The sequence below is a fragment of the Bacillus sp. Cr_A10 genome (assembly GCF_029222665.1).
GTDB lineage: Bacteria > Bacillota > Bacilli > Bacillales_A > Planococcaceae > Psychrobacillus.
Window position 1 is genome coordinate 46,904 of the sequence record NZ_JARHXR010000016.1, and the last position, 14,541, is coordinate 61,444.

Consider the following 14,541-nt stretch of genomic DNA (forward strand, 5'->3'; position numbering starts at 1 on the left):
TATATAATACATGGACATTTTATTGTCCAGTTTATCGAATTTACTTCGTAAGTAAAAATAGAGTAAGTTTTTATCACTTAAATTTTTTCAATAGTTTATTGAAAATCGTTGAAAAAGGCGACACTCCTGTGGGAATAGCGTTAACCGCAGATCCCGCAGTTGAGGGGAAGGGAGCCGTTTCAACGATTTTCTTATTTATCGGATGACAGGTTTTCATTACTAGAACACATTCCTTTTAATCGTAAAAAAAGTGGGAATCCTTTTTCTAAAGGACTACCACTTTATTATTTATTTATTTATTTATTTGATTTATTTTCTACGATTGCCTCTTTTATTGCTTCTGCTACAACTGTTGAATTTTCTTCTTGCTTATCCTGTTCTGCCGTTAACTCTTCCGTCGTATGAGAAATAGTTTCCATAAAATCCATTGGCTCTTCACCTTCATAAGATGCAGTTCCATCGTCTAAAGGAGATGTTGGTGTACCTTTAATAGACTTTACTTTATCCACGATTTGACCAGATTGTTCTTGTAATTGTTTAGACAATTGAGTAGTCTTCTCTTTCGCAGTGGAAGATAGATCCATTGTTTTATCTTTTAACTGATTCGCTTGCGTTGAAATATTTCCTCGTAGCTCAGTACCAGTCTTTGGTGCCAATAATAGAGCAGTTGCAGCACCGATGATTCCACCTACGAACATTCCTAATATAAAGTCTTTTCCTCCCGATCCTTCCTCGCGATAAATATAATCTCTACTTTCGTTATAATATGGTTGAGGTGGATAGGTTGGTTGAACCTGCTTGTTATAGGATGCCGGATTATCGTAATACTCTGCATTGTACTTTGAATCGTTATAATTTGGTTTATTGTGGTCATAGTTGCTCATTTAAATTCCTCCAATAATTATAAATTTTTTTCTGATTCATAAGAATAATATCCTGCTTCTTCTAATGCTTTACGCTCTTTCCATTTGTCACGTATGCCAAACAAGATATTACTCCATTGGACAACCTGTGCAATCTTTTCTTCATTTTTTTCTACTTCCGTTGTTACAGAAGTAGTAATTCGTTGAATAGAATTGTTTAAACCTGTTACGGAAGTTCCAACGTTCTTTACTGCATCAACTACAGTATTTAATTTTTCTGATTTTTCTTGAATGTCCACTGCTAATTCATTTGTTTTATGAAGTAGCTCTGCAGTTTCTTTCGTGACATTTTGTAAATTTGTATCTAGCCCTTCTAGCGTATTTGCAACATTATTTAATGTCTTCTTAACAGAAAACAACGTAACTGCAAGGCTTATACAAAGTACCAAGAATGCTATTGCGGCTATAATAGCGGCTATGTATAAGAGATTTTCCATTTTGTATCCTCCTTCAGTTGTTATACATAATTTTACCCCAAAAGAAATAAATTAAACTTCTTTCTCTATATTACTATACTACGTTTCTTATAAAAATCCTTTAAAAAAAGCTTAATCCTAAATGGATTAAGCATTTTTTAACTTTCTTAAAAATTGGAGATGCTTATAATAATTTCTATAATTCGCGACATCCGTGTAACAACAGTTGCACGACCCACGACATATATTCAGGCTCACCAGCAAAGTTACTTTGCGACGAGTAATCGAAAGAGGAAAATTTAAAGCGTTTGTCAACAGTCTGAAAGTTTTTGTTCAAAAGCTTGTTGATACTTTTGAACATCTCCAGCACCCATGAATAAGAAGATGGCATTTTCATGAGCTAGCAGCTGATCTACCGTTTCTTCGTTTAAAATATGGCTTCCTTCAATAATATCTGCTAACGTTTGAATAGTTAAGTCTCCAGCATTTTCTCTAGCAGACCCAAAAATTTCACAAAGGTATACTTGATCAGCTAGGCTTAAACTTTCTGCAAACTCAGTTAAGAACTTTTGAGTTCTTGTAAATGTGTGCGGTTGAAAAATAGCAACAATTTTTCGAGTTGGAAATTTTTGTCTTGCTGATTGTACCGTTGCTGTTATCTCAGTAGGGTGGTGAGCATAATCATCAATAAGAACACGATTATCTATAGCTGTCTCTGTAAAGCGTCTTTTAACGCCTTCAAACGTTTCTAAACCTTTTTGAATAATATCTGCCGGTACATGTTCATAATGGCAAAGAGATATAACAGATAAAGAATTTAGCACTGCATGATCTCCGAACATTGGAATTGAAAAACGATGATAAAACTCGTTGCGAACAAACACATCAAATGAAGTGCCCTCTGTTGTTTTTTCTAAGTTTCTAGCAGCAAAATCATTGTGCTCCCCAAAACCGTAGTAAAGCACTGGAACAGGCGCTTTAATTTTTTGCAGATACGTGTCATCTCCACAAGCAATTATTCCCTTTTTCACTTGCATAGCCATAGATTGAAAAGCTTGGAAGACATCCTCAATATCGTTAAAATAATCTGGATGATCAAAATCAATATTAGTCATAATCGCATAATCTGGATTGTACGCTAAAAAGTGTCTTCGGTACTCACATGCTTCAAAAACAAAATTGGAAGCATCCTTCATCCCTTTTCCTGTTCCATCACCAATTAAATAAGATGTTGGTTTATAACCACTTAACACATGTGAAAGTAAACCTGTTGTTGATGTCTTACCATGTGCACCTGTAACAGCTATGGAAGTAAATTGACCCATATAGTCACCTAAAAAATCATGATATCGAATTACTTCCAAACCAAGCTCTTTTGCCTTCACTATCTCTGGATGGTTATCTGGGAATGCGTTACCTGCAATAACGGTCATGCCTTCTTTAATATTATCTTCATCAAATAACAAAACATTTATATCTCGTTCGTGTAATGGTTTTTCCGTAAAAAAATACTTCTCTATATCAGAGCCTTGTACTTCATTACCTACATCATGTAATATTTGTGCCAACGGGCTCATTCCAGACCCTTTAATGCCTGTAAAATGATATTTTGTCATACGTTGTAAACCTCCTGGGATTATCCCCACTTATATACATAAATCAGTTATCAATAGTATACTTCGTCTTAGTAGACGTATTCCCAATTATATCATTATTTAATCGGTTATATTAATAAACTATATTAACTAAATATTTGTTCTAGACTCTCGTTAGTTAGTAACACTTCTCTCGCTTTACTTCCCTTTTGCTCCGTAATATATCCATTTTCATACATAGCATCTATTAATCTAGCTGCTCTGTTATAGCCTAAATGGAACTTTCTTTGTAATAAAGAGGTAGATGCAGAACCTTGTTCTACAACAAATCGACATGCTTCTTCAAAAAGTTCATCCTGTTCTGTTACATTCTCTGCCTTTTGAAGCAATTCTTCTTGCTCAAACATGTACTCAGGAGTTCCTTTAGTTCTTGCATAATCAATGATATTTTCAATTTCATCATCCGTTACGAATGTCCCTTGAATTCGTACTGGACTGGACATGCCATTTCCTTGGTAAAGCATATCCCCTTTCCCTAGTAATCTTTCTGCTCCTTGTTGATCTAATATAGTTCGAGAGTCAATTTGTGAAGAAACAGAAAAAGCAATTCGGGTTGGAATGTTTGCTTTGATAAGCCCCGTAATGACATCTACCGATGGTCGTTGGGTCGCTAATACTAAGTGAATACCACACGCTCTCGCTTTCTGGGCGATTCGACAGATTGCATCTTCCACTTCAGTAGGGGCCATCATCATCAAATCTGCAAGTTCATCTATTACGATGACGATATAAGGCAATTTCTGAGCAAATTGTCTCTTTTCTGTTGCCAATGTATTGTATCTACTAATATCTCTTACACCAATATGGGCAAATAATTGGTAGCGTCTTTCCATCTCCTCTACCGCCCACTTCAATGCGGCAGTTGCTGCTTTCACATCTGTAATAACTGGGCTAACAAGATGAGGAATATGATTAAACGGCGCGAGTTCTACCATTTTGGGATCAATTAATAGAAGTTTCACTTCATCTGGAGTTGCTTTATATAAAAGACTTACGAGTAACGAATTAATAAATACTGACTTACCAGATCCTGTTGCACCTGCAATTAAGCCATGAGGCATTTTTCTCAAATCAAGCGTTACTGGTTTTCCCGTAAGATCTAACCCTAATGCTGCTTCAAGAGGAGAATCTGATTCCAGAAACACATTTGTATTAATCACTTCTGATAATCGTACAGCTCTTGATTTTCTATTAGGGATTTCGATTCCAATTGAACTTTTCCCTGGAATTGGTGCTTGGATACGTATATCTTTTGCAGCAAGCGCAAGTTTTAGATCATCCGCTAAATTACGAATTTTACTTACTTTTGTCCCATGACCTACTGTTATCTCAAATTGAGTTACTGCAGGACCTTGAACCATTTGAACAATTTCACCTGAAACTTGGAAATGGGATAATGCTTCTATAAGTGTAAATGCTTGTTCCTCCATCCACTCTCTATCTTCATTTTTCATTTCTGGAGGTAATAAATAGCTAAGATCGGGTCTTGCATAATTGGAATGCTCTGGTTGAGATTGCGTGTTTAAATCAATTTGACTTTGAATCGGTTGTAAAGTCACCGCTTTTACTTCTGGAGCATTCTTAGTCGGTTCTTTTATTAGCTTATTCATTTTTTCCTTATCTGATTTAAGCATTAGTACATTAAATGGTCGAATGTTTTCTTTCGGTACTATTTTTGTTTCTTCAACTGACTCTATTGGGTTGTCCATTATTTCATGTTTAACCTCTACTTCAGCTTCTGCTTCTGCTTCAACAATAGGTTCTGTAACTATAGGATCTATTTCAACTTCAAGAACCTCTACTTCCTGAGGAACAACAGTTACCGCAATTTCTTTCGTAACTATTTCTTGCTCAGCTTGTATTGGTGTACTTGCATCTATTTTAGTTTCCAGTTTTTTCGTAAAAACAACATCTGGGGAAGTCACTTGAGTAGAAGAAACTGTTTCTTCTTTATATGGTGACTCCTCGTCAGTTTTTATATGGTCCATTGACTCTTCCGCTTTATTTCCCCGTCTATTGGAGAATCCAAAAACTGGTGAAGGTACTTGTGTAGGATAAACTGTTATTTCTTTATATGATGCTTTCTGCTCAGCATCTTTATATTCCATCGACTCTTCCGTTTTATTTCCACGTCTTTTCGAAAATCCAAAAACTGGTGAAGGAACATCTGTAGGTGTAAACGCCTTTTTCCGTGTTTCAGTAATGGTCTCTTCTATTATTTCTTTTTTGGGAGTTCGTGGTATAACTGGAATTTCCTTTTTAGGAGCTCTGTGTACGACGACAGGTTGTAGTTTTCTTTGTTGCCACAGCTCTTGTGTATGAAGAGGTCTATAAGTTTCTTGTTCTGTTATATGTTTTTTCATCACTGGTTCTACATTTTGTTCTTCTTTTGGCTCTCCAAATAGAAATTGATCTTTTTCTTCATCTGGTATTAGTGGAAAACGAAAAGGTGTTTTCGATTTAGAGATAGAATCTGGTCTATCCTGTTCTACCAATTGTTCGATGTCTCTATATTCTTCTTCATTTTTAGCAAATAGTTTTTTTAACCAATTCAATTTCATCAACTCTTTCTAATAGATACATTTATTTTACCAATAAAAACGCTTAGCGTCCTTATTTTAAAGAATTTGAAATGAATTTGAAAAGAAGTACACCATAATAGGTGTACTTCTGATTGTAGATAAAATCATTTTTGGTAAATTTCTCCTTAGACTGTGTTGTAACCGCTTTTCAGTGCGAGCGTTTGCCAACAGTCTTAAGTACACCATATTAGGTGTATTTTCTCTTATTTATTGAAAAAATGAGCTTCCAATTTCTGATTGTTCATCCAAGATGAGAATCCCTTTTACTTCTGGAGCGTTTGGTAAATCTAGTTCTCTTGCTGAACATAGCATTCCACTAGACGCCACTCCTCGTAATTCTGCATCTTTAATAACCATACCAGATGGCATTACAGCCCCTACTTTTGCAACAACTACTTTTTGTCCCGCATCCACGTTCGGTGCTCCACAAACAATTTGCAACGTGCTACCACCGATGTTTACTTGGCAAACCTTTAATTTATCTGCGTTTGGATGTTGTTCTAATGATTCTACATAACCTACTACAAACTTTGGTGAAAGGTCTACATTTAGTTTATAATCTACTTCATTCGATTGGAGAGCTTGTTCTAGTTTGGCTACAAATTCTTCCGTTAAAGTTATATTTCCATTTTCCTGAATGTCAGCATATTTACTGAATTCGAAAATATTAATTGCTAAAACCTCATTAGTATTCGCATTTTTAATAAGTGTTACATCACCTTTGGATTCTGTAACTACTTTTTCAATTTTTTCTGATGTTAATTGAAGTAACAATACATCTCCAACTCCATTAAGGTTGTAAAAAACATTCATTTTTCTTCTTTCTCCTTCGCTACTCGATTTTTTGCCATAATAAATATTGGCTCTAAATCTCCATTTTCATATATAAATGATAAAGAGGTAATAGGTACAGTTCCAACTGTAAAAAAGTGCATCGTCATTTGTGCCAAAACATCATACCCCGTCTCATTTCTTATATCACCAATTATCATAACATCTTGATGGGGTACAGAAATAGTCATATCTCCAACAATTAACTTTTTCATATCTTTTAAAAGAGACTCATTGAGTATTCTACTTGCATCATAGCCATCGTTATTATTAAAAAAGTAAAATACATTTCCTGCTACTTCATCTTTTTTAAAATTATTTACTAAATTTCGTACTTGAAATAGAGCTCTTTCACGTATTTCAGTTTCCCGTATACCCCAACTCTGCAGCATTTTCTCATCTAGTAGCCGATAAGTTTTTCCAAGATCTAATGCATAATAAATTCTTGTTTCTGCTGTATGTTCTTTCGTAACAAATCGATTGCCTTCATTTGATTTTTCAGGGAAAGAGGAGGAACGAATGACCGGGTATACGGAAGAAGAAGGATCAATATCCCCAGAAATTTCTTTTTCCATCGCTTGAAAAGTTTGATGAATGGTATACACAACTTCTTCAACGGCCAATTCTTTTTTTGTTTCAACCTTCGCTAAAATTGGTGGGATAGAAATATCTATACCCTTATTAAGTGCTTTATGAGTTAATCTAAGTTTATTCGTTTCTCTATTAAATTCGTAAAGAAATGTATCTTCCGATAAATTTGTTTTCATAAGCTGTATTAGTTCTTGTGCTTTCATGCGTATTCCTACTTTCTCATAAATAAAACGGTCCACTAATTGTGAACCGCTCTGTTGTTGTTAGATTGTTTGAAGAAATGATTCGATTTCTTCTCTTGTTTTACGATCTTTGCTAACAAAACGTCCTTGTTCTTCCCCTTTATCATATACGATAAAGCTTGGAATTCCAAAAACATCTAATTGAATACAGAGATCAATAAATTTATCACGATCCACAGAAACAAATTGAAAGTCTGAAAACTTTTCTTCTACTTCATCCATAAATGGATCTATGAAATGACAGTCTGGACACCAGCCAGCAGTAAATTTAAACACTACCTTACTTTCTTGTATTAGTTGATTGAATTCTTCCACTGAAGTTAGGTTTTTCATTTTTCTTTCCTCCTTAGTCAGTTGAAATAGACCTTACAATCATCATCATTTTCTCTATATTAGAAGCGATATCTTGTTGTTTTGATATAGTAGTAAGCTTTATGCCGCCTATACTTGCTATAAGTTCAAAGTTTTCTTCACTACTCTCAATAATTGCAGCAAAACCAAACCTTCCGTTTTGTTCAAATGTATCTTTTTCAACTATTTTTAAATTTTTATTATCCATCATTAAATCATAATATAATTGACTTCCAGGAAGCTCATTGGGATTAACAAATAAAATATAGGAATCATTGCCTTTAGATAAAATAATGTTCGTTTGATCAGAGTCATCTTCAATAGAAAATCCACTAGGCAAAAATATTTTCAAATTATCTACTGTTTTGTTGGGCTTTTCCGCATCCCCTTGAAACACTTCTTTTGCATTTTCCATGCCATCTTCCGCTTGTTCTTCAACTGAAGAACAGCCAACTAATAACAAGACAGCTAGTGACGCGATACATAACCGCATCCAATTTCGAGCCATTTACTTTCCTCCATTCAAAGCATAACTGCTATATATTTTATAGATGATTTCAGTCACTTGCAACTACAGGATACTTTCCATTTTCTTTATAGAAGAATTAGAAATCTAAGAGGCAAGTTCATTCTTATTTAGAGCTTCTTAGAAAGTTCGTATTGACCTATAAGTAATAACATAATATGCGCAAACATGTCGCTTCTAGACACAAGACCATTCGTAAATACACCGATTGCCCCTTCATCATGACGAATATCATTCTTATTAGTAAAGACGTCCATTACAGGACCAAGTTCCGAACCTGCCTTTAGCAAAACAGCAATTTCATTTGGAAGAGGTACACCTGCCCCTGTTGCAGAAAAAACTCTCCCATCTTTTGTTACAAGGGCACCCCAATTGCAGACATACATCGTCCCATCTATCTCTTTTACGCCACCTTCTAATCCTATTCCAAATTCAGCGTCAACATTCTCCACCATTAAGTGCTTTGCACGGTTAATAGCACCTTGCCTTGTTTCCTCATCACCCATTGGTTGATTGGATACAAGTGATGGGACATCCTTATTTTCAAATTCGGCATTTGGATAATATTTCGTTGAAATAGTAATGACTGCTTTGGTTTTAGCTCTATTATTGGTTCCGATTAATATTTTCAAACATATTCTCTCCTAACTTGTAAACGTTCTCGTGATGTTGGCAGATTCATCTGAAAAATAGCACTCATACCTCAAGTGCTATTTCGACTTATTCATAAATAGTAATTTGAGTTATATTATCCAAAATAAAGAATTATTGAAACTTTTGGAAGTTTTATTCGTATGAAGTGTAAACAATTTTAGGTGGTGTATTTTTTTGAAAAAAGGTTATGTTGTACTTCTTACGGTATCTATAGAAGCAATCATACTCTCGCTAGCTTCAGTTATTATTGGATGGGCATTGATCGATACACTTTTTTTAGGTAGTCTTGTAATATTCGGATCTGTTTGGTTGTTTCAATTATATACGAACCAAACAACTAATGAATTAAATGCACACATAAAAGGTTGGAATAGATTAGATAATGATGGTGTTAAACCATTTCGATTTAACATATCACCAATCACATTAGGTCTATTGCTATTTACACTAGTTAGTTTTTTTATTGCAATCCTTTCATATTATCCTTATTTTATATAGAATTAATTAGTAGATTTATAATAACTAGATGATAATTTTAATTTTCAACAATTAAAAAATCAGGAGCCGAAATTAATTTTTCGGCTCCTTCTTTTTATTTTATTATACGTTTGCTTTAATTGTTTCTAAAGTTGTTCGGTCACATGCTTTCACTAATTTAGTTATAAGTTCCTTAGCTGCTGCGTAGTCATCGGTATGAATAATTGAAGCAGAAGTATGGATATAACGAGAGCAGATTCCTATAACTGCACTAGGTATACCTTCGTTGGAAGTATGCACTCGTCCAGCATCTGTACCACCTTGTGAGATGAAATATTGGTAAGGAATTTTATTTGTTTCCGCCGTATCTAATACAAATTCTCTCATACCGCGGTGTGTTACCATTGTACGGTCAAAAATACGTAAAAGAGCTCCCTTTCCAAGTTGCCCAAACTCATTTTTATTACCTGAAGCATCATTTGCAGGACTAGCGTCTAATGCAAAGAATAAATCTGGCTGAATCATATTTGCTGATGCTTGTGCACCACGCAAACCAACTTCTTCCATAACATTTGCACCAGAATAAAGCATATTAGGCAATTGCTCATTTTGTACTTCTTTTAATAGCTCAATTGCAAGTCCACAACCATATCGATTATCCCAAGCTTTAGCCATGATTTTTTTATCATTCGCCATCGGTGTGAACGAACAAACAGGGACTATTTGATCTCCTGGTCTTATTCCCATACGCTTCACATCTTCTTGATCGTCTGCACCAACATCAATTAACATATTTTTAACGTCCATTGGTTTGTTTCTCATTTCATCACTTAATAGATGAGGCGGAATAGATCCAATGACTCCTGGAATTGTTCTCTCTTTCGTTACGATATCTACGCGTTGTGCAAGTAATACTTGACTCCACCAACCGCCTAATGGTTGAAATCGAATCATTCCATTATCTGTGATACCTGATACCATAAAGCCAACTTCGTCCATATGTCCAGCAACTAAAATTTTCGGACCATTTTCGGACCCTTTTTTTAATCCGAAAATGCCTCCTAAATTATCTTGCACGATTTCATCTGAATACTTGGAAAGTTCACTTCGCATAAAAGAACGTACTGCATGTTCATTTCCTGGTGCTCCTGGTAATTCTGTTAGAGTTTTAAAAAGCGAGCGCGTTTCTTCATTCATTTGTAAAAGCCTCCTAAAGCTTTGGTCAAATTTAAATAATAAAATTTACATTCCTCTTCTATTGTAATAAATGCTTGAATCGTTTACTACTTAAAAACTTCGACATTCGAAAAATTTATTTGATTGAAAATATATGATACACTAAAAAAAAGACGTTAGGAGGAGTAGAACATTGAAACTTCGTGACTATATGATGGGTCTTGGATCAGGAATTGTAATAGGGATGATTGCTAGTCAGGCAACTAATAAATTGAATATTAATCGATCACCAGAGCTTGTTTTAAGAGAAATAAAAAATTCATTTAAACAAGAAGGTCCAATAGATGGTTCATGGATTTATATGAGCCCAGAGCCTTTTGCTAATGAGGCAATCCATACGAATGTATATAAAGGTGGTATTTCTCGTGTTCGAAATGGCGAGCTCGAGCAATTTGAATTTTCTGCAGATACTAAAACAGGAACAGTTGTGGAGTTAGTAAAAGTTTAATAGATATATAATAGTGAATTTGTTAAATATTATTGTTGACTAATGTGTAGCGTGCGGCAAGCGCACATCCATGTTCTGCAATCTAAATTGAAAAACACAATTTATAAAGCAAGCCAAAATATAAAAAATCAGCTGCACTAAACAAACGTGCAGCTAATTTTTTATCGAGTTCGGTCTAATTTGTCCACTATTTCTTTTCCATCCGCTGTCCATTTGATCATACGATAAAAAGCATCATGGTAAAAACTAAACCAATAATTATTACTAAGTGCTTCGTTCACCCATTTTTCTTTTGCAAAAACGGAAGTCATCGGATAATCGTCGTACGCTAACACCCACAATGGATTTTGGTGTGCATGGGTTGGCATTAAATCAGCCATATGAATAATCGTTTCTCCGTTTTGTTTCAATAAAACAATACTATGCCCATCACTATGTCCGCCCGTATGGATTATCTCTATCCCATCCACTACTTCTAATGAACCTGAAAATGAAATAACCTGTCCTTCAATTGGCTCCCAGTTTTCTTTCCAGTAAGTATTTCGTGAACGGATATTTGGATTTCTCATTTCATTCCACTCAACATCTGAAACGAAAATTTTCGCATTAGGAAAACTTGAAACTAGCTCCTCATTCTCCCACTTTGTTAGGCCACAAGCATGATCAAAATGGAGATGTGTCATGATAATAATGTCAATATCTTCTGGTAACACACCTAGTTGAACGAGGTTGTCCTCCACTTGAGATTGATCAGTTATACCGTAGTTTCTTATTTGTTTTTCTGTAAACTTACCGTAGCCAAGCCCCGCCTCCATTAAGATATTGTGCCCATTGTATTGGATAAATAGCGGATCTGACGGTAACTCTATTTGATTTAATTCGTTTACTGGATATTTCTTTTCCCATAATGGCTTTGGTACAACACCGAACATGGCTCCCCCATCCATGAACGTAGTACCGCCTTTAAGCCAAGTTAATGTCATATTGTGAAATTGAAGCGTATCCATTCCCCATCTCCCCCTAATCGATATCGTCAACACTTAAACATTTATACGTATTTTGCTTCTACTCGATAGATTGGTTGTCCCTTTGCAGAAAACTTTTCTTCATACTCGGTCATTATATTGTCTTCTGGCATATTCACATGTAGATCTAGTGAGACATCTTTTATTAACATACCATACGCAGACATACTTACTAAAGAGTATTCAAATAATCCTCGATTATCAGTTTTAAAATGAATCTCGGCGTTATCTACTAAAATAGATTCGTATAATTTCAAAAATCCTTCATGAGTTAAACGTCTCTTCTCATGTCTAACTTTTGGCCAAGGATCAGAGAAATTCAAATAAACACGGTCTACATCATTTTTCTCAAAATACTTTGCCAAATCTGCGCCGTTTACCTTTAGCAATCGTAAATTTGGCAATGGCTGTGCTGCTATCGCATTTTCAAGTGCCGAAACGATTACTTTATCATATAGCTCTATTCCAATATAATTGATATCCGGATTTTGCTTGGCCATTCCTGTTATAAATTGCCCTTTCCCCGTTCCTACCTCGATGTGAAGGGGATGAGCATTTTTAAATTCAGAGTCCCATTTGCCTTTCAATTCCTCCGGATTTTGTATAATAATTTCAGGATGAGCATTGATAAAATCTTCTGCCCATGGTTTATGTCTTAACCTCATTATTTTTAACTCCTTTAACTATTGGTTTCGCTAAATTCCAAGCTTTTGATTGAACCGAAAAAGTATAACGATGATTATGGTCTGTTAGGCAAGAGAATTCTCCATCCACGTGACCAAATACTTGATTATGCATCGTAATCTTAAAATTTTTAGCTTGAAACTGTTTCACTTCTTTAAACTTTGTATGTTTCCCAAAAAACACCGTACCGAAAATAAAGAGAAGCTTCCATTTTGCTAATTTATTTACGATTGTCATTTCTATTAATTGATCATTTGGTTGAGAACTAGGAGATATTTTCATTCCTCCACCAAAATAAGGCTGATTGCATACAACAAGGAACCAAACATCATCAAACTTTAACTCATCTTTCTCCGTATGTAAAGTGAATGAAAATCTTGTAAATGTTATAAGCTCTTTAACCAAATATAGTATATACGCTATTTTCCCTAACCCCAAGACATTTAACCACTTTTTCCATGAAGAATTATTTACGGAATAAACTACTTTTGCATCAAAACCAAAACCTGCATTATTTACAAAACCAAAATCTTTTTCTTTCGTTGATAAGATACCAAAGTCTAATTTTTCATATGTATAGTAGTTCTTTGCATAATTCCGTAACTGTTCTACGGTTTTGAAAACAGAAAAAGTCCGACCAAAATCATTTCCACTACCTGCAGAAATAACTCCGACTCGAACGTGATTATAATGCGTAACTCCTGAAATAATTTCGTGAACAGTACCGTCTCCGCCGATAGCTACAATTAACAAATCTTCCTCATTATATAGTGCACAATCTCTTGCTATATTCGTAGCATGTCCTCTATATTCAGTCACGTAACTAGTATAAGGAAAATCAATTTTCTCTTTCCATGATGCCCATATTTTTTTTGCTCGTCCACGACCAGCATGTTCATTCACAATAAAAACTACGTTACTCATCACTTTCCTCACTGTCTACTTCCCAACCAGATCTTGAATAGGACGTTGTTTGAGCTAAGTCAAGTATTGCTTGTGCAGCTTTAAATTGCATATGCTTCATTGGGGAAGGAGAAGATTTTAATGATCTAAACCACTCCGGAAACTTTCGTGTATCTACAAATTGAGTGTTGAAAGAAGTCCCTGGATAATCAATATACCCATTTCTTGAAAGCACTACTTTCCTAATTGGCAAATCGATTTCTTCTTTTTTAATTATTTGCATTAAAATAGATTCCATTCGATTTAATCCTATCATTGGACTCAATACCTTCTTTTCTTCCTTACCGCTTTTTTGAATCCAAAAACGATCGCTACTTCCTATAAAAGCATCCAATTCTTTTCTTTCTAAAACAACAAGGCATATAATCTCTGTTGGTAATATTAATATGATTTCTAATTCAACTGGAGCTTTTTTAAGTTTTAAAATAGGATAATAAAATAAAAAATAATTATCAGGTAGCTGTAAAGTAAGCGTTCGTAGTAAAGTATCTCGCAAAAATTTTGGATCAACATAAGATTTTTCTCGTAAAGTCGAGCTTGCCCACTTCAGTTGAAAATGAAAAAGCTGATTAAAATACAGACGCTTTAATTCTTCTTTTGATTTTGGATTGTAAACGATATTAGGTTGAAAATTAAGCATCGTAGATTCTTCCGGAATCACCTCTTCTTCCTGCAACTCTGATTCTTCCCAAACAGAATCCTCTATAACTTCGTTCTGTTTACGGTTGAAAAGCTTAGAGAAAATAGATTTCTTTTCAGGTATTTCCACCTCATCGTCTTTTTCTATCCATGAGGTGTCAAATGATCCACTTTCCCATTCAGCTTTTGTACGTTCCCATTGCTGTTTTTTTAATCGAACAAATTGAGTGGGATATCGTTTTAAATCAACTTGATATCTTGAAATATAGTCCTGTAGTTTTACTAACTGAGCCATTCA

Annotated in this window: 16 protein-coding genes; 2 read left to right on the forward strand and 14 right to left on the reverse strand. The window is 34.8% G+C overall.

Annotation, left to right across the window (positions count from 1 at the left end; genetic code table 11):
• Window positions 1-296: 296 nt before the first annotated feature.
• The 9 genes from P2Q73_RS15875 to P2Q73_RS15915 all read right to left on the reverse strand — a co-directional run bounded on the left by P2Q73_RS15875 (window position 297) and on the right by P2Q73_RS15915 (window position 8,749).
• Window positions 297-884, reverse strand: a complete 588-nt coding sequence (locus tag P2Q73_RS15875) for a YtxH domain-containing protein (protein WP_053588591.1) — start codon at window positions 882-884, stop codon at window positions 297-299.
• A 17-nt stretch (window positions 885-901) separates the two neighbouring features.
• Complete coding sequence (locus tag P2Q73_RS15880; RefSeq protein WP_056832944.1) at window positions 902-1,360, reverse strand: DUF948 domain-containing protein; 459 nt, start codon at window positions 1,358-1,360, stop codon at window positions 902-904.
• Between the two features lie 290 nt (window positions 1,361-1,650).
• Window positions 1,651-2,955, reverse strand: coding sequence for a UDP-N-acetylmuramate--L-alanine ligase (murC, locus tag P2Q73_RS15885; protein WP_275789032.1), 1,305 nt, complete (start codon window positions 2,953-2,955; stop codon window positions 1,651-1,653).
• A gap of 125 nt (window positions 2,956-3,080) precedes the next feature.
• Window positions 3,081-5,555 (reverse strand): DNA translocase FtsK, encoded by a 2,475-nt coding sequence (locus P2Q73_RS15890; RefSeq protein WP_481747164.1) that lies wholly within the window; start codon window positions 5,553-5,555, stop codon window positions 3,081-3,083.
• Window positions 5,556-5,783: 228 nt separating this feature from the next.
• Window positions 5,784-6,389, reverse strand: a complete 606-nt coding sequence (gene ytpR / locus P2Q73_RS15895; protein ID WP_275789036.1) for a YtpR family tRNA-binding protein — start codon at window positions 6,387-6,389, stop codon at window positions 5,784-5,786.
• Window positions 6,386-7,201, reverse strand: coding sequence for a DUF1444 family protein (locus tag P2Q73_RS15900; protein ID WP_275789038.1), 816 nt, complete (start codon window positions 7,199-7,201; stop codon window positions 6,386-6,388). Before P2Q73_RS15900 ends, ytpR begins: the two co-directional genes overlap by 4 nt.
• Window positions 7,202-7,261: 60 nt before the next feature.
• Complete coding sequence (locus tag P2Q73_RS15905) at window positions 7,262-7,573, reverse strand: thioredoxin family protein (protein ID WP_053588585.1); 312 nt, start codon at window positions 7,571-7,573, stop codon at window positions 7,262-7,264.
• Between the two features lie 13 nt (window positions 7,574-7,586).
• Entirely contained in the window at window positions 7,587-8,099 is a 513-nt protein-coding gene (locus P2Q73_RS15910) for a hypothetical protein (protein WP_053588584.1), read from the reverse strand.
• A gap of 128 nt (window positions 8,100-8,227) precedes the next feature.
• Window positions 8,228-8,749, reverse strand: a complete 522-nt coding sequence (locus P2Q73_RS15915) for a DUF84 family protein (RefSeq protein WP_275789041.1) — start codon at window positions 8,747-8,749, stop codon at window positions 8,228-8,230.
• A 196-nt stretch (window positions 8,750-8,945) separates the two neighbouring features.
• Here P2Q73_RS15915 and P2Q73_RS15920 point away from each other — a divergent pair, with 196 nt between their 5' ends.
• A complete protein-coding gene (locus P2Q73_RS15920; RefSeq protein ID WP_275789044.1) occupies window positions 8,946-9,269 on the forward strand; it encodes a hypothetical protein in 324 nt (107 codons plus the stop codon).
• A 102-nt stretch (window positions 9,270-9,371) separates the two neighbouring features.
• Here P2Q73_RS15920 and P2Q73_RS15925 read toward each other — a convergent pair whose 3' ends face one another.
• Complete coding sequence (locus P2Q73_RS15925) at window positions 9,372-10,445, reverse strand: M42 family metallopeptidase (RefSeq protein WP_275789046.1); 1,074 nt, start codon at window positions 10,443-10,445, stop codon at window positions 9,372-9,374.
• Between the two features lie 172 nt (window positions 10,446-10,617).
• Between P2Q73_RS15925 and P2Q73_RS15930 the strand changes: the two genes are divergently transcribed.
• A complete protein-coding gene (locus P2Q73_RS15930; RefSeq protein WP_056832930.1) occupies window positions 10,618-10,932 on the forward strand; it encodes a hypothetical protein in 315 nt (104 codons plus the stop codon).
• 161 nt (window positions 10,933-11,093) lie between these two features.
• Here the strand turns inward: P2Q73_RS15930 and P2Q73_RS15935 are convergent, their stop codons facing one another.
• The 4 genes from P2Q73_RS15935 to P2Q73_RS15950 are packed head-to-tail and all read right to left on the reverse strand — an operon-like array spanning window position 11,094 to window position 14,538.
• Window positions 11,094-11,939 carry a YtnP family quorum-quenching lactonase gene (locus tag P2Q73_RS15935; RefSeq protein ID WP_275789049.1) on the reverse strand — a complete coding sequence of 282 codons (846 nt, stop codon included), beginning with the start codon at window positions 11,937-11,939 and terminating at the stop codon, window positions 11,094-11,096.
• A gap of 41 nt (window positions 11,940-11,980) precedes the next feature.
• Window positions 11,981-12,622 carry a tRNA (guanosine(46)-N7)-methyltransferase TrmB gene (gene trmB / locus P2Q73_RS15940; protein WP_056832927.1) on the reverse strand — a complete coding sequence of 214 codons (642 nt, stop codon included), beginning with the start codon at window positions 12,620-12,622 and terminating at the stop codon, window positions 11,981-11,983.
• The gene (locus tag P2Q73_RS15945) at window positions 12,606-13,565 is read right to left on the reverse strand and encodes a diacylglycerol/lipid kinase family protein (RefSeq protein ID WP_275789052.1); all 960 of its coding nucleotides are present in this window, start codon (window positions 13,563-13,565) and stop codon (window positions 12,606-12,608) included. The genes trmB and P2Q73_RS15945 overlap by 17 nt, the downstream gene beginning before the upstream one ends.
• Window positions 13,558-14,538 carry a nuclease-related domain-containing protein gene (locus P2Q73_RS15950; protein WP_275789053.1) on the reverse strand — a complete coding sequence of 327 codons (981 nt, stop codon included), beginning with the start codon at window positions 14,536-14,538 and terminating at the stop codon, window positions 13,558-13,560. The genes P2Q73_RS15945 and P2Q73_RS15950 overlap by 8 nt, the downstream gene beginning before the upstream one ends.
• Window positions 14,539-14,541 lie beyond the last annotated feature (3 nt).

Coding starts and splice junctions, on each gene's coding strand:
- P2Q73_RS15875 (WP_053588591.1), bottom strand. CDS start 884: ATGAGCAACTATGACCACAATAAACCAAATTATAACGATTCAAAGTAC.
- P2Q73_RS15880 (WP_056832944.1), bottom strand. CDS start 1,360: ATGGAAAATCTCTTATACATAGCCGCTATTATAGCCGCAATAGCATTC.
- murC (WP_275789032.1), bottom strand. CDS start 2,955: ATGACAAAATATCATTTTACAGGCATTAAAGGGTCTGGAATGAGCCCG.
- P2Q73_RS15890 (WP_481747164.1), bottom strand. CDS start 5,555: ATGAAATTGAATTGGTTAAAAAAACTATTTGCTAAAAATGAAGAAGAA.
- ytpR (WP_275789036.1), bottom strand. CDS start 6,389: ATGAATGTTTTTTACAACCTTAATGGAGTTGGAGATGTATTGTTACTT.
- P2Q73_RS15900 (WP_275789038.1), bottom strand. CDS start 7,201: ATGAAAGCACAAGAACTAATACAGCTTATGAAAACAAATTTATCGGAA.
- P2Q73_RS15905 (WP_053588585.1), bottom strand. CDS start 7,573: ATGAAAAACCTAACTTCAGTGGAAGAATTCAATCAACTAATACAAGAA.
- P2Q73_RS15910 (WP_053588584.1), bottom strand. CDS start 8,099: ATGGCTCGAAATTGGATGCGGTTATGTATCGCGTCACTAGCTGTCTTG.
- P2Q73_RS15925 (WP_275789046.1), bottom strand. CDS start 10,445: ATGAATGAAGAAACGCGCTCGCTTTTTAAAACTCTAACAGAATTACCA.
- P2Q73_RS15935 (WP_275789049.1), bottom strand. CDS start 11,939: ATGGATACGCTTCAATTTCACAATATGACATTAACTTGGCTTAAAGGC.
- trmB (WP_056832927.1), bottom strand. CDS start 12,622: ATGAGGTTAAGACATAAACCATGGGCAGAAGATTTTATCAATGCTCAT.
- P2Q73_RS15945 (WP_275789052.1), bottom strand. CDS start 13,565: ATGAGTAACGTAGTTTTTATTGTGAATGAACATGCTGGTCGTGGACGA.
- P2Q73_RS15950 (WP_275789053.1), bottom strand. CDS start 14,538: ATGGCTCAGTTAGTAAAACTACAGGACTATATTTCAAGATATCAAGTT.